The organism is Burkholderia lata (genome assembly GCF_902499025.1).
Taxonomy (GTDB): Bacteria; Pseudomonadota; Gammaproteobacteria; order Burkholderiales; family Burkholderiaceae; genus Burkholderia; species Burkholderia lata_C.
Window position 1 is genome coordinate 112,107 of record NZ_CABVPW010000027.1, and the last position, 18,436, is coordinate 130,542.

At 55.3% G+C, this 18,436-nt stretch carries 14 protein-coding genes; 13 read left to right on the forward strand and 1 reads right to left on the reverse strand.

Annotated elements, in window-relative coordinates:
* Positions 1-84 precede the first annotated feature (84 nt).
* Positions 85-699, reverse strand: a complete 615-nt coding sequence (locus BDI24065_RS25830; RefSeq protein ID WP_175033646.1) for a LysE family translocator — start codon at positions 697-699, stop codon at positions 85-87.
* A gap of 1,064 nt (positions 700-1,763) precedes the next feature.
* Between BDI24065_RS25830 and BDI24065_RS25835 the strand changes: the two genes are divergently transcribed.
* The 13 genes from BDI24065_RS25835 (at position 1,764) to BDI24065_RS25895 (ending at position 18,382) form a co-directional block, all read left to right on the forward strand.
* A complete protein-coding gene (locus BDI24065_RS25835; RefSeq protein WP_081103924.1) occupies positions 1,764-2,120 on the forward strand; it encodes a helix-turn-helix domain-containing protein in 357 nt (118 codons plus the stop codon).
* A gap of 285 nt (positions 2,121-2,405) precedes the next feature.
* Positions 2,406-3,041, forward strand: coding sequence for a hypothetical protein (locus BDI24065_RS41170; RefSeq protein WP_226200259.1), 636 nt, complete (start codon positions 2,406-2,408; stop codon positions 3,039-3,041).
* On the forward strand, positions 3,022-4,971 hold the full coding sequence (locus tag BDI24065_RS25845) for a Mu transposase C-terminal domain-containing protein (protein WP_175033647.1): 1,950 nt from the start codon (positions 3,022-3,024) through the stop codon (positions 4,969-4,971). Before BDI24065_RS41170 ends, BDI24065_RS25845 begins: the two co-directional genes overlap by 20 nt.
* Positions 4,972-4,981: 10 nt before the next feature.
* Positions 4,982-5,890 (forward strand): TniB family NTP-binding protein, encoded by a 909-nt coding sequence (locus tag BDI24065_RS25850; protein WP_085546229.1) that lies wholly within the window; start codon positions 4,982-4,984, stop codon positions 5,888-5,890.
* The gene (locus tag BDI24065_RS25855) at positions 5,887-6,855 is read left to right on the forward strand and encodes a TniQ family protein (protein ID WP_175033648.1); all 969 of its coding nucleotides are present in this window, start codon (positions 5,887-5,889) and stop codon (positions 6,853-6,855) included. Before BDI24065_RS25850 ends, BDI24065_RS25855 begins: the two co-directional genes overlap by 4 nt.
* Before the next feature lie 131 nt (positions 6,856-6,986).
* Positions 6,987-7,223, forward strand: a complete 237-nt coding sequence (locus BDI24065_RS25860) for an antitoxin Xre/MbcA/ParS toxin-binding domain-containing protein (protein WP_175033649.1) — start codon at positions 6,987-6,989, stop codon at positions 7,221-7,223.
* Between the two features lie 145 nt (positions 7,224-7,368).
* The gene (locus tag BDI24065_RS41550) at positions 7,369-8,025 is read left to right on the forward strand and encodes a hypothetical protein (RefSeq protein ID WP_368040797.1); all 657 of its coding nucleotides are present in this window, start codon (positions 7,369-7,371) and stop codon (positions 8,023-8,025) included.
* 465 nt (positions 8,026-8,490) lie between these two features.
* Positions 8,491-10,341 carry an ATP-dependent nuclease gene (locus tag BDI24065_RS25870; RefSeq protein WP_175033651.1) on the forward strand — a complete coding sequence of 617 codons (1,851 nt, stop codon included), beginning with the start codon at positions 8,491-8,493 and terminating at the stop codon, positions 10,339-10,341.
* Positions 10,342-10,423: 82 nt separating this feature from the next.
* The gene (locus BDI24065_RS25875; RefSeq protein ID WP_175033652.1) at positions 10,424-12,703 is read left to right on the forward strand and encodes a hypothetical protein; all 2,280 of its coding nucleotides are present in this window, start codon (positions 10,424-10,426) and stop codon (positions 12,701-12,703) included.
* Between the two features lie 535 nt (positions 12,704-13,238).
* Positions 13,239-14,066: a hypothetical protein gene (locus BDI24065_RS25880; RefSeq protein WP_143330888.1), complete on the forward strand. Its 828-nt coding sequence runs from the start codon at positions 13,239-13,241 to the stop codon at positions 14,064-14,066.
* A 13-nt stretch (positions 14,067-14,079) separates the two neighbouring features.
* Positions 14,080-17,214: a DEAD/DEAH box helicase gene (locus BDI24065_RS25885; RefSeq protein WP_175033653.1), complete on the forward strand. Its 3,135-nt coding sequence runs from the start codon at positions 14,080-14,082 to the stop codon at positions 17,212-17,214.
* Positions 17,215-17,757: 543 nt separating this feature from the next.
* Positions 17,758-18,099 (forward strand): GNAT family N-acetyltransferase, encoded by a 342-nt coding sequence (locus BDI24065_RS25890; RefSeq protein ID WP_175033654.1) that lies wholly within the window; start codon positions 17,758-17,760, stop codon positions 18,097-18,099.
* 1 nt (position 18,100) lies between these two features.
* Positions 18,101-18,382: a hypothetical protein gene (locus BDI24065_RS25895; RefSeq protein WP_217481834.1), complete on the forward strand. Its 282-nt coding sequence runs from the start codon at positions 18,101-18,103 to the stop codon at positions 18,380-18,382.
* Positions 18,383-18,436: the final 54 nt, after the last annotated feature.

Below are 18,436 nucleotides of genomic sequence, written 5' to 3' on the forward strand. Positions count from 1 at the left end.
AACCGGCCAAGCGGTTGCGCGCGCCCGTACCAAAAGGGTACGCCTGCACCGGACGAATCTCAACGGGCGTGCGGTGAGTGCTCACTACGCCAGCAGGTGTGCGACGAGCGGATACAACGACAGGATCAGCAGCACGGCCATCGTCACGTTGAAGATGCGCAGCGCGCGGGGATTCGACAGGAAGCGGCGCAGGCCGAGCCCGAATGCGGCCCACAGGCAGATGCACGGGAAACCGATCAGGATGAACACGACGGCCATCCATGCGGCGTTCAGCCCGTAGTCGGCGGACAGGCGGACCGTCGTCGCGGCCGTCAGCACCATCATCCAGGCTTTCGGGTTGACCCACTGGAACGCGGCGGCTTCGACGAACGTCATCGGCCGCGGCTTGGCACCGTGTGCCTTCACTTCGCCCGACGTACCGATGCGCCACGCGAGATACAGCAGGTACGCGACGCTCGCGGCTTCGAGGATCGTGTACATCAGCGGCACGCGCTTGAACGCTTCGCCGAGGCCGAAGCCGACGCAGAGCATCAGGATCGCGACGCCGATGCTGATGCCGAACAGGTGCGGCATCGTGCGGCGGAACCCGAAATTGACGCCGGATGCGAGCAGCATCGTGTTGTTCGGGCCGGGCGTGATCGACGTGACGAGCGCGAACAGCATGCCGGCGGGCAGCGCGCTCAGGGTGAGGAATTCCATCGCGGATTCTCCATTCGGTTCTGGACTGGGATGGAGGTCAGTTTAGCGACGGTTCTCTGTACAGTACCGGTACAGTTGGTTTGACGAATACCGGTACGGGAGGTTGGGAGCGGGTTTGTTGAGGGCTCTCTGAATGTTGTCTCTCAGAAAAGATGTCCGCAGTCTCAATAAGTTGTCTTTGAATAATTGGCTACCTTTCATGCGTTGGGCATGTAATCCGTATGGATAGGCAGAAAATGATCGGAGAATATTTGGCAGTGACGGCCTACGACGCAATGTTTAGTCGATGGTGTCAGATCGATGTCGCCGCATTGACGACGCTCAATCGCCGTTTCACGTCTGGGGCGTGTCTCCTCAAAGCCAATGGGGAGGTCGATGCTTAGTTCAAGGCGCAAGCCATCTGCCGAAGCTACTCGGCTCGTTCGGCTAACCCTCCCCGTGCAGGTCGATGTGGCACTTGAGCGCATCGCCAAGATTGGCTTCTACGGCCGCTCCGAGTCGAAGGTTGTCGTGATCTTGCTTTAGCGAGAACTTGATCGAATCGCCGGGGATGGCTTTGTCGATCGTCTTGATGACCTGACGAAGTAGACCTAGAGGCTCTGTGCAGCCTTTCTGCGGCACACGCTTCCAATTGTCATACCAATCGTGGCGATGTGAGCCATGGCTATTTGTGTTGCTTTGCAACCCGGCCCACACTTGTCTTGGGAGTGTAACTTTCGCGCAACGGATGCTTATCGGCCGGCCGGCACCGTTCATCCGTCACCGCAAATCTGCGCGTCGTTTGAACACCTATGGATTAATTTTCGTCGATTTCCTTGCGTATGCCGTTCAGAAGTTTGACGAATGAATCGACCCTATTCGAGAAACATACGAGCCGACACTTGTACAAAAAGGGAAATTATTTTCTTCTCCTTTTCAGCGTTTCCATAACGCGTGCCTCTATTTTTTGACTAACACGAGGGTTCTTCTGCCTTTGCTGTCGTCTGGAAGAAGAAAAAATTTACTTGTCCGCCGGCTGGGTCACCACATACATTGAGAGATAGGACATGTGTAGGTGCAAGGCGATGACTCCATTCTCAAACGCATTGGTGCACTACCGAAAGCGAGCCGGCCTCAGTCAGACGAATGTGGCCAGGCAGCTTGGGGTCGCGATTCAATATGTCTGGAAGTTGGAACGCGCGGTTAAGCCGCCACCATCGACCGAACAAATCGAGCGGATTGCTGCGGTACTCGGCATGAGCAACGCCGATGTCGCTTCATTGCTTGAAGCCGCTCTGGACTCGCAAAGGAAATTGCGGTTACCTGACGACCTGCACTCAGATACGTTGCGCCTGATCAATCGCCTGGTGCGAGCGTCGACGCGTCTAAGCGGTGACGAAGTCACCTTGCTTGATGAGCTGGTGGCGAGGCTGGATCGGTAACGTCATCCTGAAAATGCCTTTCCCCATCAACCTATTGAATTAGGAGTACTGCCTATTCGACAGAAAGAAAAAACCAACCCTTTACGACGGATTGGTTCTTTCGACCCGACTGAGCGGGAGCACAACTGAAACCTAAGCGACTTCAGTATAGCTCCCCCCTCATCGGCGTCAAGGCCCAACTCGTCTCCTCGTTGCGTGGAAATGACATCCGCGCGGCCAGCGCTCGTCCATTCGGACTGGCGCCCCCCACATCCACGCGCCCGAAAGGGCGCAGGAGACATCATCATGCCTTCGTACGATACCCGCAGTGGCGGAAATTTTCGAGGTTTCACGCCCTCTGTCAAAAACGCTTGCTCGATGCCTTGGTATTCCCTGGCGGAAGAGGCGACGACCCTCTTGCTCGAGTTCAGCCCTGAGGTACTGCGCTTTCGTAGCGCTCAAGATAGAACATTTGTTCTCCGTGAGGCCGGCCAGCTTTTTCGGTACACGCCGGATTATGAGATTGTGCGGCGCGACAGTTCGACTGTCTTCGTCGAAGCCAAGCCTGCAAAGGATCTGCAGAAGCCTTCAGTGCAGGCCCGCATGGCGCGTGCGAGAGCCGTCCTTGCGGAGCATGGACACGCCCTCTTCATTTGGGATGAACGTACCTACATCTCCGGCACCCGTCACGAGACTCTGCGGCTCTTGCGGCCGTGGCTGGGGCGAATTTCGTCCGAACGGATCCGGGAAGCACAGTGGCTCGTTGAAAAGAAGTATCCGAAAACTTTCCGAAACCTCGTGCATCTGGCCCGTTCGCGCGACGTTGCGTTGACCTGGATCGCCAATGGCGCCGCGGGTATCGATCTCGATGTGCCGCTGACCTCCGACGCAGCCATTTACGTCGCTCCTTCGGAGGTGCGTCATGCAAAAATTTTTGCTTAAGCGTGGCGTCGAGTTCCGTGAGGGCGAGTATGTCTGGCGCGTTCAGACTGCGCTGCCCGATGGTCGAATCGAGCTCAGCTCCGACTACAGCTCGCCAATACGCCTGCACGAAACTGAAATATGGGCACGCCACGGTAATGGGACATGGTCCGTCAGTATCGAATCGCTACGTGAGACGGCTGCATCACCGATTGTTGTTGCTCGACGTGATGTCACCACCTTCAAAGAAGAAGATCTTGTCGTGATGCGTGCGCGACTCGTCTACCTAAGAGCCGTCGAGGAGGCGAAGTGCTCGCGCGTGCGCGAAGTCGAGACCGTCATCAACCGGGTGGCGTGTGAGGTTGGTGCAACGATACCACCAACCTATCGATCCTTCTGTCGGTGGAGAAAACGCTACCAACCGTCACGTGATGCCATGGACGTGGTGCCGCGCCATGAAAACAAGGGGCGACGCGAAATCCTCGATGGTCCACTGCTCACGCTGGTGGAAGATGTCATCGAAACGCACTATCTCAATGGCCAGAAACTCAACGTGACGAGATTGTACGATCAAGTAGAGGATGCCATTGACGCCCATAACGAACGTGACCTGGAAAATCCGTTACCCACAATTAGTAGAGCGACGCTTTATCGTCATGTCGGGAAACTGAACAGCTATCTCGTCACCGCGGCCCGGGAGGGCCGCACCGAAGCACTGAAGCAGTATCGACCGGTGTTCCGTCGGCTCAAGACAAAACGACTCAACGAGCGGTGGGAGATTGACCACACACCGGTGAACTTGCTGTGCGTTTGCGAGCGCACCCGTATGGTCATCGTCCGTCCCGTACTGACGCTCATCATTGACGCGCACACACGCATGGTGATGGGGTTTCATATCGGGGCGCGCTCACCTGGCCAGGAGGAGGTCGGATGGGCAATGCAAATGGCCATGCTCAGCAAGCGCGATCTACTGAACCGATTAGGCCTGGGGCATCTTGAATGGTTGGCGCGAGGTGTAGCCGAGATGATCTTCGGTGACAACGCGTGGGAATTCCACGGCGGCGCCACACGAGCTGGCTGCGACGAGCTGGGGATTTCACTCGTGTACTGCCCGAGCCGTGCACCATGGTTCAAAGGCCGTGTGGAGCGGTTCATGCGCACGATAGCGGAACAACTCTTCCATTTGATTCCGGGGACGACTTGGTCGAATACCAAGGATCGTGGAGAGTACCCGTCCGAGAAGCTTGCGTGTGTGACCCTCGAACAGCTAACGGTGTTTGTCGTGCGCTGGATTGTGGAGTGTTACCAGCACGCGCCACATCGTGGCTTGAAGGGCAAGACACCGTTTCAGGCATGGCAGGAAAGTGCACGGCTGACCCCTATCTACATGCCAGCCGATCCCGATCAGCTTTCCGTCGCGTTCTCGGACACCATTATGCGTCCGATCACGAACAGTGGCGTGACGTTTGATCACCTGTCGTACAACTCCAGTGCGTTGCAACTGCTTCGTCACAGCATCTCGGACGACGAAAAAGTCAAGGTTCGGTATTTCAACGAGCAGACCAGCTTTGTCTACGTCTACGACCCAAGGCAGAAGGAATACCTTCGCGTTGATTGCACCGACCCAGATTACACGAAGGATTTGACCAGATGGATGCACAACGAAGTCACCGGCACCATGCGAGACAGCAGCATCGATATCAACTCTGTCTCGCTTCGAAAAGCGCGTATCCGTCTCGCAGACGACATTGCCAAGGCAGAGCTTGATCAGAAACTCAAGAAGCGCAAATGGGTTGCGCAGATCAAGGGGAAGTCGAGCAAGGATATTTTGTTGGGAGCCGCTGGCGGGAACGCCGTGGACGATTCCGCCCAGTCCGATCAAGTGGACTCCATGGTCGTTAGATTCGATAGTGTTCCTGAATTTTCTGTTACGAAGCGCAATGAACGGTAAGGAGCTGATCATGAAGCGATTTAATGTCCGTAAAAGCATTGTCGAACATCCCGATTTCGTTACTGCGCTCAAGAGTATCGAGGAGATCCATCAATGGCTGCGGGAATCCGGTGAAGCAGGGTGTCTGGCGACGATCGGGGCGTCCGGAGCCGGAAAATCGACCGTGCTCGAATGCTATCGTGCCCAATTCCCGGTGCGAGAGGAGGTGTTGCGCCGACACGTGCCGGTCCTCTATGTCATCGTGCCTGCAGTACCGACTGTCAGATCGCTGGCTGAAGCTATGTTGATTGCCTTGGGTGAAATCGCGCAAGCTGGGCAATCGAGTGCGCGCCTGACAGAGCAGATTGTCAAACTGGTACACGGCTGTGGCGTGGAGATCATCATGCTCGACGAGTTTCAGCACTTCGTCGAGGGCGATCGCCGTTCGCTGAGACAGGTTGCGAACTGGTTGAAGGTGCTGCTGGACCGGCTCCCAGCTGCTGTTGTGCTCGCGGGGCTGCCGTCGCTGTTGGGTGTGCTGCGAGTCAATGGGCAATTGCGGCGCCGATTTTCTCGCGTGACGGAGATGCGCCCGTTCAATGTGAACACCAACGAAGGCGCCAAAACGTTCATTGGCGTGATGCAGGCGCTCGCCAAAGATATGCCATTGCCGATGACGGATATTGTCGACAAGCGTGTCGTGATGAAGTTGTACTACGCAACTGCAGGACTGGTGGACTACATGTGCAAGCTGTTGAACGGTGCTTACCAGGTTGCCGAGAGACGCGGTGGGAAAAGTGTCACGCTGAACGATTTTGCCGCGGCGTTTCGCGTTCATATCTGGAAGGATGCACCGCCTTCTCGCGATCCCTTCGATTCGAAGTTTAATGGCGTTCCGCTTGACCAACCAGGTGAACCGTTTGCGGAGGACGTGCAATGACGACCCCTCTTCTTCTTGGCGTTGCTCCGCATCGCGGAGAGTCGCTCTCGTCGTTGCTGCATCGTGTTGCCGAGGTCAACGGGTTGAGTGGACCAGGGATGGTCCTGCGCCGCGCCGGCGTGGCTGCTGCTCGGCCGCGCTTTGCCTCGGAGGTCGATGCGCTTGCCCGCGTTTGCCGGCTCTCCCCGAAATTGGTCCGGGCGATGACACCGTTGACCGTGGGTGCGATTGACCGTAGCGGGACGAAGCACGCGAAGATCAGCTTGTATGGCCACTGGGTCGAACCCGACGCAATCCTTGTCGGCGCCCACGAGCGCATATGTTCGCTGTGTATCGCTGAGCATCAACACGTGCTGGGTGTGAATGCTTACGTATTCGCGACGTGCTGTGCTGTCCACGGCGTCCAGTTGTTCGATCGCTGTCCGGGCTGTCGACGCGAAGTGTCGTCCATGCGGCCGGGCGTGGCGCGTTGTCAGTGCGGGACGGATCTCGGGTCGGCTGCATGTCAACCCGCGAAGACGGACGATCTGATGATCACTCGGCTCATCGATCGACGCTGGCGTATGAGCTTTGAGCATGATGTGCCGGACTGTCCGCCAGGCGTTCCACCGGATTTCGCCGCGCTTGACCTTGGGGAGTTGCTGCGTGTGCTTTCGTTCCTGTATCGCGTCAGTGGCGCAACAAGCGGATCGACAGACAAGGGGCTGCGCTCGAAGGCCATTTCCGAACTGACGCCGCGCATGCAGAAAATCGGACGGATCATGTCGGACTGGCCTCGGGGATTCAAGGAACTGGTCAACGCGGAACGGCAATACCGACCTCGGTCGGGGTCGATCCTGAGCTCGGCCCGAAGCGTTGAGCACGTCTCTATGCGTTTGTTCACGGAGTTGCCGGAGCCGCCATTCGCATTCCTTCATCGCGCATTGGTCGACGCAATCGGCGGTCCAGTGGTGCAGGCCGTGTGACGCGGTGTTGTCGATGACCCGTGGCGATCCGATTCAAATCGGATCGCCACGGGTTCCGACGTGGGACTTCGAATCTGGGCGAGGTGGACATCATGAAAACGTGTCGTTGCGGCACATGGCGATCCGAATGTATGGTCGAGCGCGTGCCTGAAGCGGTCTGGAACAGGCTCGTCAATCTTGTGCAGAAAATGGTCGACGAGTCAGGCGAGTCGGAGGGATTTGATGCGGAAAGGTGGTTGTGCACGTGGCTACACGAAGAGGTGCCGTCACTCGGGTGGAAGAAGCCAGTTACGTATCTCGATACCGCCGACGGAGAGGAACTGGTGGCCCGGACGCTGCTGAGCATGCAGACAGGCGCCTACCGCTAGGAACGAGCACCGCATCGATCTGGAGTTCGATATGGAAAATCGAAGTCGGATGTCGTGCTCCGCAAGGCCAGCGAATGCGATGTTACGGCTGCCGCTTGCGCTTCGCGTCGAACCCTATCCCGACGAGTCGTTGTCGTCGGTGCTCATGCGTCTGGTGGACGCCAACGGTCTGAGAAGTGTTGGGGCGTTGCTGCGCGACGCCGGTTGCGTTGCGTTCGGTCCGTTGGTTTCCGCCGAGATTGCAGAGCTGTCGCGTGTTTGCCGGATCGGGCAATCGACCATGAGATCGATGTGCCCGGTCGAAGTCGGTGGGCGAGCACGAGGGGCCGCCTTCAGTTACGCGGTAGGGCGTCACGTGATTGAGGCCCGGCACTTGCTTGTTCGAGCGCGCGAGCGAATCTGTCCGATGTGCCTGCTCGACGGCGGAATAATGCTTGCCGCCCATCGTCTTACCTGGATGACGGCATGTCCCGTGCATGCTGTTCAACTGCTTGACGTTTGTCCACAGTGCGAGAAGCCGATCATGGTGACGCGGCCGAGCATGGTGCGGTGTCGATGTGGTTTGGTTTTCTCGCACATTTCTCCTGTGGCGAGCCTCCCCGAGGAGATTGAGAGTGCACGCTGTCTGTACCAGTGCTGGCGTATGTCGGCGGCTACAGAATCCGGATTATCCGAAGGTCTAGCCGCGGTAGAGGAGCGAATAGACTGCCAACACGCCGTTGAAATGAGGCCGGGCAGTGGCAGGGTCGACCGGCGACGCGTTCCATTGCGTCAGATACGGTATGCGTTGGGTTTTATCTGACTCCGCAAGGAGCGTCATGGCATTGGGTGCGCATGTCGATAATTTCCAGTCGATGCAGCCACTGTTTCGTGCCAAGCAAGTGAAGCTGCCACTCGTGATCTGATGGCAGGAACAACGGCTTCACTTCGTTCCGGTTGCGCAGGGCCAGGACGTTGCAAGGAGGACGAGCATTCGGGAGATCCACCCCATAATAAGTTTCGAAATAGCCGACCAAGCAGTTCCTGATGCCGTTGGCTATTGATGACGCCACGTTGCTGTATCGAAACTAAGGCTGATCCTATTGTGATATATGGCCGACCATATCGGTCGACCGCAAGGTTCGGCAAGTAGTCAGTCGCGGCTATCTGGTTGTTGACGTAAGATTGGCGATGACTAGTCGTACTACGACGTCATCGAACGAGACAAATGAAGCTGATGTACTGAGGAGCCAGTGTTCAAGACAGTTTGATATCGGGGAGAAATCGCATGCGCCTGTGTCGCTTCGAGGTCAGAAATTTTAAGTGCGTCGAGTATGCCAGCTTGGAGTGGGAGGACTTGCTGGTGCTAATCGGTGAAAACAACGCCGGCAAGTCAACCATCCTGTCGGCCATTGCTGCTTTCCTGAGCGGCAGCGCTATTAAAGACCCATCGTTGTTCCGGCGACATCTGACCGATGTGGCGAACGCGATCGAGCTCATTGGACATTTCGACGGTCTCAGCGACGAAGAGACAACTCAGGTAGCAGTTCGTGGTCGCATGAACGGCGACCGCTGGGTCTTGAAGAAGCGCTACTGGTTCGAGCCGGGCGAGGACGGCGAATCGGGTGGGTGGAAAGAGGCGCTGTATTCGTTCTCCGGCGCTGAGCGATTTGAAGGCTGGCCAGAGGCTGACGCGACTTGGAATGCATTTCCAGAGGAATATCAGCCGCTCATTGCGGCGCTGCCAAATCGCGGAGTTCGCCCTACGAACGCTGCGAGAGAGACCCTGCGCGAGGCGGTGCGACGGCAACGGCCTGACCTCGTGGCTTTCGGGGCGCCCAATTGGGTGCCTAACCCAGGTGGCGGCGGAAATTGGAAAAGCAACGCCAACTCCATCCTGCCACGCCCCATATTGGTACGGGCGGTGCAAGAAGCTAGCGACGAGACCAACGCGAAGGATGCGTCGACCTACGGCAAGTTGGTGAATCTCATTGTCGAGCGAAGCTTGGCACAGCGCCCGGAAATGGTTCGGTTGCAAGAGGCGTTGGACGAGGTGTTGGCCTTGTTCCGCCCTGACGAGGCCAATCCTCAACGCCAAGCCCAGGAGGTTCGGGACCTACAGGACCGGATCAACCGGAGCCTTAACGAAGTAGTAGGAGGCCAGGCGCTGATTCGTACGGAAGCGCCGGAGATTCGATCGATGGTGCTGCCATCAACGTCTCTGGCCATCCGTGACGTGGAAGCAGGCATCGATACTGACGTTGGACACCAAGGACACGGCCTTCAGAGGACATTGGTCATTACCTTGCTGCAATCACTGGCCGATGCGCAGGCGCAGGTTGTACCTGGTGCGGCCCTCGCACCGGTAAGAGCCAACATCCTGCTGATCGAAGAGCCGGAGCTATATCTTCATCCGCAAATGGAGCGGTTGATGCGTGACGTTCTGTATCGTTTGGCTGAACAAGCTTCTACCCAAGTGGCATGCTGCACTCATTCACCAGTGTTCCTTGATATCGCCACCAAGTATCGAGCTATCGTTAGGATGTTCAAGACGCCACAAGGTGACGCGGCTGCGCATCAGGTGACCCAAGATCTCTTTCCCGGGCAACCTCTCCAAGCCGACAGGCAGCGACTGAATACTGTGGCACGCTTCGATCCTACCGTGAATGAGCTTTTCTTCGCCAAACGGGTCGTGCTTATGGAGGAATTTAGCGCTATTGCAGCTTTCGAGCGAGGCGCAGAGCTAATGGGACTGTTCGAACGACATCTACGACTTCGGCGCGAGGTGTCGCTTGTGGACTGCAACGGCAAATCGAACGTCCCAGCGTTTCAGCGCGTGCTGAACGCATTCAACATCCCCTATCGCGTACTGCACGACGAGGATCCTGGCAATCCGGCCGAGCAGGCAAACAACCAGAATATTCTCGCCCTGTTAGTCGCTGGTGCCAATCAACGGCATTTGGTTGCGCCAGATCTGGAGGGCCTCTTGGGATATCAAGCGCCTCGCAAAAACAAGCCTTTTCTAGCCGTCAGAACCGTGGAAGATCTCCACGCCCAAGGCCAGCTACCAGCTGCGTTTCGGGAGGCCGTTTGCATGGCCTATTTTGGTCAAACTGCCGAACCGCTGCCGCCTCCCTGATCGCTGAACTCCCCAAATCAAGTTTGCAGGCAAGCTAACGAGTGATGTGTTGGGCTGGTGAAGTTGAAGGGGAAAAATGTGTATGGAAGACTTTAAATCGACTCCTCAGGCACCGAATGTATTTCTCGCGTTAAACACGCTGGGCTGGAAGGCCTTTCAAGATCTTTGCGCCCAAGTATGTGAGGTAGCGTTCAACCGTACCGTTTCAGTTTATCGCGAAGCGCAGGATGGTGGGCAGGATGCTGTCTTCATGCTTCCCGCAAGGGACGGGCGTGACCAATCCACTGAAGCAACTGTCCAATGCAAATTCAGTAGTCGGGCAGACGGCAGGCTGAGACCTTCCGATATATCCGACGAATTGAATACTGTCAGGAACCTTATTTCCGCCGGCAAAGCATCTGTCTACTACTTCATTACCAACCTTGGCATAGATGCTCCCGTAGCGTCGGAGATTCGAGACGCGCTGACTGAAGCCGGGGTTCTTGAGCCTCACGTTCTTGGGCGCGAGTGGCTCACGCTTCAAATTAAAAGCAGCTCGCGACTACGGGCGTTAGTGCCACGCGTCTACGGCTTGGGTGATCTATCAACTATTGTCGATGAAAGATGTGCAGCGCAAACGGAAGCCCTTCTCGGACACTTATTGCCAAGCTTGAAAGTTTATGTGCCCACCGGGGCGCACAGGACTGCCGTCCGAGCGCTCGGCGAAAACAAGTTCGTTTTGCTATTGGGTTCTCCCGCCGCGGGCAAGTCAATGCTGGCGGCAATTCTGGCAACCACCGCGATAGACAGCGAACATCATCAAACTTTCAAGTGTGAAGGCCCTCTTGAGCTACGATCCCGTTGGAATCCGCATGAGCGAAATCGCTTGTTCTGGATAGACGATGCCTTCGGTCCGAATCAGCTGAGAGATGACTATGTCGACGCTTGGATCGAATTTATGCCGAAAATGAAGGCAGCGATTGAATTGGGCAATCACTTTGTCCTCACGTCCCGTACACACATTTGGAATGCGGCAAAGCACAAGCTCGGCACCAGAAATCACCCCCTTCTTGCGGATGGTCGGGCGGTCGTGGACGTAGGTTGGCTCAGTCCCGAGGAGCGGCAGCAGATCTTGTACAACCACATAAAGGCCGGAATCCAGACGAAGACCTGGAAGCAGGCGGTGAAGCCTCACCTGCAAAGCTTGGCCGAACAGCCTTACTTGCTTCCAGAAATCGCGCGAAGATTAGGGGATTCGAGCTACACAACCGGCGTAAAGTCGCTGCCCGACGATCTATTTCGTTTTGTGCATGAGCCTCAGGAATTCCTAAAGGAAACGATTCTCGAACTCACAGCCGCGCAGCAAGCGGCGATGACGTCCGTTTTTCTTGCTCGCTCCGTGCTCCCTGATCACTCGGCCGGCGATTCGGAGTGTAAGGTGGCCGCAGACAAATTTGGAGTGCCGGTTGCGTCCGTCATCGAAGCACTTGGTCAGCTTCAAGGCGTTTTCTTGCTAAAACGCTTGGAAAGCGGGCAAATGTGTTGGGGATTCGTTCATCCTACGTTCGCAGACGCGATAAGCAGCATCCTGAGTGTTAGGTCAGATTTGGTCGGCCTATACGTTCGCGGCACACGCCTTGAAAACCTACTCAGCGAAGCCGTCTGCGAAGGAGCACCAAGCGTGCGCGACGCTGTAGTAGTGCCTGCTACGAGCTTCGACAATCTAATCGGACGCTTAGCCGATGCGCCGGATGCGGCAGGACTTAATGAGAAATTGTTTCTATTTTTGGTGGGGCGATGTCCGGAGTCTGTGGCCAACAAGGTCCTCGAACTCGACCCCTCCATTCTAAGAAGGCACGGCGACGAACGTTCCTGGCATAAGGTCGGGTGGAACAATCGTATTCGACTCCACGGGCTTGCTCATCGACTTGGAGTTCTGGAGGACAGTGTGCGTTTGGCAACGAGCGACGAGCTCCAAGAAGCAGCACTTCGCAATCTCGACCTGTCTTTCCTCCAGGACGACGACTTGCTCCGGCTTATTTCGCCTCTAGAACTGATGCGCCTTACCGGGAAACTACTCGGATTGCTGGACGAGAATATTGGTGACCGTATATCGAACCTCGCTGATAGCGCAGATCCAGACAGCGATCTCGACGATCATTTTGACCCAGTCTCTAGTTTCCTTCGCGACATCGAAGATCTGATTCCTGACGACTTGCAGAGCAGAATCCAAGAGTTACAAGATGAGTTGGCAGACGCTAAGAGATCGGTCAAGTCAACGGAGTCAGAGGACAGTTCAGCTAGCTTTTGGGAGAAAGTTGCACCTGCGAAAGTAAGAGACGTTACGGCAGGACGGTCTATCTTTTCCGACGTCGACGATTAACATGAACGAATCGGGATCTGAACTATCACTCAGAGCTAGATCAAGTCGCAGGTACGAGTACTGGACTCGATCGCTTTGGTCGTATAGATAGTCTTCCGGGTGGCTTACCGACAGCAACAGCGATTCTGGCCCAACGGGAATATCGCTGATACCTCAAGTGGGAGGTGGCTGTCATCTTTGACAGCTGCAGAATTTAGAGACTGTTTGCGACAATCGGACGTGAATCTCGCCTGGATGGCAGCACGGCCTCGGCGCCACTCGTTCCAATTGTCGGCCAATGTGGTGTGCTGATGGCCACCCCTACTAAATCAGCCATGCCGCAGTGACATAAAGGCTCCCATCTTATCCACTATCATCGGTATCCGACCCGCCTGCTAGGGCCTCACCTCCCTTCTCCACACACAAGCTTGATTAAATTAGCTAAAGCAGTAGATGATATGGGGAAGTTGGAGCTCTCTAGGCGGATGATGAGTGTTGGTGCAGTGTGTGAGAGACGATAAGAGTAGCGCCGAGGGGCCGTCGTAGACCAGACGGTTTGAAGAAAACGACCAAGACGTGTGTTCTTGGCAAAAAATCGAATTGTATGCTGCCTTCTTCCACGAAGCAGAACTATAAGTCCGCCGAGGCGGGTGTTGCGTACCTGGGGCTTTGTGTCGCTGACGAAGCCGATTGCATCGATTGGTTGAAGGGCCCAGTTCGCAACCGCGCGTATGACGCGGAGGAAGTTGCCGCCCTGAACGATTTCATGCGAGTCGAGGGATTCGACGATACAGCGCTACACGCGGCGCTCATGGCTCCAGATGAGCAACTCTCGGAGAATGACATCGGCGAAGCAATGGCGGAACTCGCCTTGCAGTCACAGTTGCAAGCCATCTGGCCGACAAACCGTAGGCGAGACATGCGGTCAGTTCGCGCGAGCCTTCCGGGCGCTGACATAGTGGGTTTTATACCGTCGGATGACGGTGGCTACCGGTTCCTGTTTGCCGAGGTGAAGACCTCATCGGACTTGAAAGTTCCCCCGGCGGTCATGTACGGGAACAAAGGGTTAGAATACCAACTTTATACGCTTGCCACCGACTGGCGAGTGCTCAGGCGCCTTTTGTCGTACACATACAGCCGGGTTCGCGAGACCTCGCTTATGCCCGTCTGGCGGGAAGCTTTCAAGCGTCTTGCGAACGAATTTCCGACGGGGGCAGAGCTCGTCGGTGTCCTCGTTCGAGACACTACTCCGCAGGCGAAAGATGTTGCTCATCACGCCGGGGCGTTGTCGGGCAAGTTGCCGAACGTAGATTGCGTTTCGCTTCTCGCTCTGTATATCTGCGTTCCAGCCAAAAATTGGTCGCTACATTGCACACCGCTTTGATAGGTACAGCATCGTGGCTACTTCTGAAACCCTGCGAAGCGTCGAACGTGCACATGCCGAGGCGCAAAAGCGGCGTATCTATGAGACGTTTGGCCTATCGCTTCGCGATGAGGTTAGGGACGAACTCGCCTCAGTCATTGCAGAGCTTGCAGTTCTTGATGCCATGGGGCCGAATCAGCTTGCCCCCGAGCTTCGCAACCGAGCAGCAAAATCGTATCTCCTGCTTAAAGATGAGCGTCCCGACGATGAGCCACCAGAAGACCATCTGACTTGGCTGTTGCGGACAGCTACGCTCGCCATCATTGCTGACCGCCCGGCTGAAGCCCGCAGATTTCTGCGGACCGAGATGGCATCCATTTCTGCACCTCGAGAGCATTGGCTGCCATATGTGCGTCAGTCTGTTGCGTTTGCCTGGGTTGGCTTGTTGCGCAAGGACGGCCGCGACGACATTGATGCCACGGTCTCAATAATTGCGAGTCTGAGGGCGCAGCAAAAGACATACGAGAGTCGATGGCTCCAAGGACGGGGCACGCGGGAACAGAAATCTGCCGCCCTTGAGCTTGTGGGGCTCTACAATCTCGCCAGTGCGGCTGACCGGATGGCGTCCTACACGATAACTGGACGCAGTGAGGGTGCATCAGATATTGGCGCGCAAACCGACATGCAGTTCGAGCGTGCAATCGAGGCGTTTGAGCGCGCTCGCTCGTTAGATTTGCTCGACGTTGGGATTCTGTTGCATGCTGCCGCGAAGCAGTTGATAGCTAACTCGGTTCGCACCGCGGTTCGAGGTGCAAATTCTCTAACGCAGCGATTTGCTAATTACCTTGTAAATCGACCACACAATCCAATCTTCGAACTGCTTCCGCCTCAGCGGGCTGCCTTGGCTGAGGAAGGGCTCATTTCAACAGCCCGCCGCTCGATAGTCGTAAATTTACCGACATCTAGTGGAAAGACGCTTATTGCAGAATTCTCAATACTGCAAGCGATAAATGACCTGGGCAGCTCTAAAGGTTTTGTTGCTTACATTGCGCCAACGCGTGCTCTAGTCAATCAAATCTCGGCGAAGCTACGTCACGATTTCGGAGAGTTAGGTTTACGCGTTGAACGCCTATCTCCGGCATTGGAATTCGATTCTGTCGAAGCAGCTATTTTGGACGCTGAGTCTGCTGAGAATTCCGAACCACCGGTCAATGTGCTTGTTTGCACACCCGAGAAATTTGATTTACTGATGCGTCGCGATGACATACGCGACAAGCTCGGCGTGCTTGCATTGGTCGTTGTCGATGAAGCGCACAATGTAGGTGGCTCAGACGACCGTGCCATCAAACTTGAATTGCTGTTGGCGATGCTGAATCGAGAGCATCGAGACGCGCGCTTTCTACTTCTGACGCCGTTTATTAAGAACGCGAAGGAAGTCGCGACGTGGCTCGACCAGGTAAATTATCAGGATTACTCCATTGCGGCGGATTGGGTGCCGAATGATAGAGTCGTCGGTCTCGCCCTGCCCCCTCGCGATAAGGCGAAGCGTGGGAAACTGCTAGAGGATATTCAATTTCGCACGCTGCATACGCCGAGGCGGACACTTTTCGTCGATGAAGTGGTGACGCTTCCCGGCGTGAGCCCATTGCTTGGACTTACGGAATCCGTATCCAAGACTGCGGTAAATAAGCTTGCTGTTGCTACTACTCAGGTTTTGAGTACGCGTGGCCCTACAGTTTTGTTGTGCGGTCGCGTTGACGCGACATGGGATGCTGCGAAAACGCTGGCGATGTATTTTGACAATCTTGGCGAACAGTCAAATACAAGGCGGGCTCTTGCTGCACGCTTTGTTGAATATGAGTTGGGAAAGGACTTTCCATTGGCCGACTATATAAACGTCGGTGTTGCGGTCCACCATTCAGGATTGCCTGAGGAGGTTGCCCAATTCATCGAGTTGCTTTTTTCCGAACGACAGCTTCACACTCTTTGCTCAACCACCACACTTGCGCAAGGGGTGAATTTCCCGATTTCGAACTTGGTGTTGGCGACGATTTCCCAACCGTATAAGTCGAAGATGGATTACTCCGAGTTCTGGAATATTGCTGGACGCGTGGGGCGTGTTGACCAGGAAGCAGTCGGTGTTGTCGCACTCGCTAGCAGCACGCAAGAGCAGCAAACCAAGCATGAGAAATTTGTAAGTGAAGCTCTCGAGAATCTCGCGTCGAGGCTACTTGCAATGGCACAAAAGCTATATGACGAGCGCGCCCTAAAAGGGCTAAGGGATTTCGTGTGGCAACCGGAATGGTCAGCCTTCGCTCAGTTCATTACTCACACGTTCCGGCGTGTCGGCCCCGTGAAATTTGCAGATGAGTTGGAGCTTATCTTGCGCGGGACATTGGGCTACAAAGCTCTCCGTGAGAACAATACGGTGCTGGCGCGACACCTGCTGATTCAAACGCAGCAATACGCACAAGGCTTTGCCTCGGACATGGGGGCGGTCAAGTTAGTCGATTCGACAGGATTTTCTATAGAAAGTGTTCGTCGTGCGTTGAGTGACTTGGCACAAGTTCATGCGCCTGAATCACTCTTGAGCGGAAGTCTACTGTTTAATGGAAAAAATAGGACTTTGAAGGAAGTCATGGGAATTTTGCTCAAGATTCCGGAAATTCGCGAGAATCTGGAATTTGGCAAGGGCTCGGATGGTAGCAAGTTAGCGTTCATGGTTGCAGATTGGGTGAACGGCCGCCCCATTCCTGACATTGCGAAGGAGTACTTCGAGGGTGAAACAGACGTAGAGAAAATTACGGAATGTATGAGAAACGTGAAGAAGATATCTACGTCCGCATCATGGGGGCTTGCTTCATTGATATCGATGAAGTTCGGTACGAGCCTTGAGTCAATGAGTGACGAACAGCGCCGCGAGGCGGCTAATGTTCCATCTATGGCCTTGTATGGTGTCAATCGCGACTCCGCGATCGCTTTGCGTAGTGCCGGGGTGCCACGCAATGCTGCGTTGGGCCTTGCTGCTAGGTCGTCACTTGGACAGGGCGGAAGCGTTTATCGATTGCGCGAAGAATTAAAAGGCAGTCGTGAAACGTGGGCGAGTGCCCTTGGGAAGCAGCGTGGCGCAGACTATCACCAAGTATGGTCTATGTTAGAAGGTGTTTGACGAGCGTAGGTTAATTATTTGTGTGCAGTCTTTTGCTGTATGCGCTTTAAATGTATTTGTCATGTATCTGGCTGTTATGTCCTATTCCCTGTCGGGGTGGGGAAATAGAATATTGTTTATTTGAATTTAATGGTAAAAAACTCTGCCTGGCCATTTGGCTCAGTGGTCTGTCGGGAATCGGTCAGTTCCTCTTCAGGCGTCCGCGATATTCGCAGGCGGGGACTTTGCCTCCTTTGCGGCCGATGTATTGTCGGTCGACTTGAATAGAGGGGCATCGATCTCAAAGGTGCTGACTGGTTTAAGGCATAGTGATCCACATTGGACGAAGCGGCTGGAAATTAATTTGCTTGAAGATTTTTTGGTCGACGTCGTAAACCCTAATAGGTGAATATTATACCTTTGCCGGATGTGGCGGGAGCACTCAAATCATTTCAACAAGCACTTGCTGCAAATGCGATAACAGTGCAGCGCGGCGACCTCGACCGAAACTTGCTGGTCCATATGGATCGGCCCAACGGCGAAACTAGGCGGAGCTATGCCCAGATGGCTGGGCGTTCCGTCGTGGCTCTCGTGCAGTTTATTCCATGTGACCCTGTCGAGGGCGAGCCTTGTTTCAACGTGGGTTGGGCGGTTGCTGAGGCTTACCGGGGGCAGGGAAAGGCTCGTGGGGTTGTTGTTGCCGCCATCAAGGAGATGTGGAACGGCTTCAGCCGAGCAGGAATGACGGCCTTCTGGATTGAGGCCATCGTTGGTGAGGACAATGTTGCCTCGCAACGGCTGGCTGAGAAGGTGTTGTTTGAGCCGATTAAGAAAGGGGCGGACAGCTACAGCGGAGACCCCATCATTCAGTACCTGCGTCGGATCGATGCTCAATCTGAGTTGTGAAATGAGCGAATTGAAATTGCAACCCAGGGCGTTCGTTGTCGGCCTCATCCAGCCCGGCGATGTTGTTCTGACGACCACGCTCGAGCCAATGAGCCAAACGATCCGCAGGGTCACCGGTGCGGACATCTCTCATGCCATGATTTGTGTGGGTAAGTCGAGTGTGATCGACTCCACTGGCGACGGTGTTCACGCACGCAATCTTGAGCGACTTATTCTTGATCCAGGCTGCGCTGGTCATGTACTTCGACCGGTGAAGCCGCTGTTGATTTCCACCGAGTCTTAACCCACCGATTTCATCTAAATCTGACCCACCCTGAGACAGCGTAGTACATCTATT

Coding starts and splice junctions, on each gene's coding strand:
- BDI24065_RS25830 (WP_175033646.1), bottom strand. CDS start 699: ATGGAATTCCTCACCCTGAGCGCGCTGCCCGCCGGCATGCTGTTCGCG.
- BDI24065_RS25835 (WP_081103924.1), top strand. CDS start 1,764: ATGACTCCATTCTCAAACGCATTGGTGCACTACCGAAAGCGAGCCGGC.
- BDI24065_RS41170 (WP_226200259.1), top strand. CDS start 2,406: ATGCCTTCGTACGATACCCGCAGTGGCGGAAATTTTCGAGGTTTCACG.
- BDI24065_RS25845 (WP_175033647.1), top strand. CDS start 3,022: ATGCAAAAATTTTTGCTTAAGCGTGGCGTCGAGTTCCGTGAGGGCGAG.
- BDI24065_RS25850 (WP_085546229.1), top strand. CDS start 4,982: ATGAAGCGATTTAATGTCCGTAAAAGCATTGTCGAACATCCCGATTTC.
- BDI24065_RS25855 (WP_175033648.1), top strand. CDS start 5,887: ATGACGACCCCTCTTCTTCTTGGCGTTGCTCCGCATCGCGGAGAGTCG.
- BDI24065_RS25860 (WP_175033649.1), top strand. CDS start 6,987: ATGGTCGAGCGCGTGCCTGAAGCGGTCTGGAACAGGCTCGTCAATCTT.
- BDI24065_RS41550 (WP_368040797.1), top strand. CDS start 7,369: ATGCGTCTGGTGGACGCCAACGGTCTGAGAAGTGTTGGGGCGTTGCTG.
- BDI24065_RS25870 (WP_175033651.1), top strand. CDS start 8,491: ATGCGCCTGTGTCGCTTCGAGGTCAGAAATTTTAAGTGCGTCGAGTAT.
- BDI24065_RS25875 (WP_175033652.1), top strand. CDS start 10,424: ATGGAAGACTTTAAATCGACTCCTCAGGCACCGAATGTATTTCTCGCG.
- BDI24065_RS25890 (WP_175033654.1), top strand. CDS start 17,758: ATGGCTGGGCGTTCCGTCGTGGCTCTCGTGCAGTTTATTCCATGTGAC.
- BDI24065_RS25895 (WP_217481834.1), top strand. CDS start 18,101: ATGAGCGAATTGAAATTGCAACCCAGGGCGTTCGTTGTCGGCCTCATC.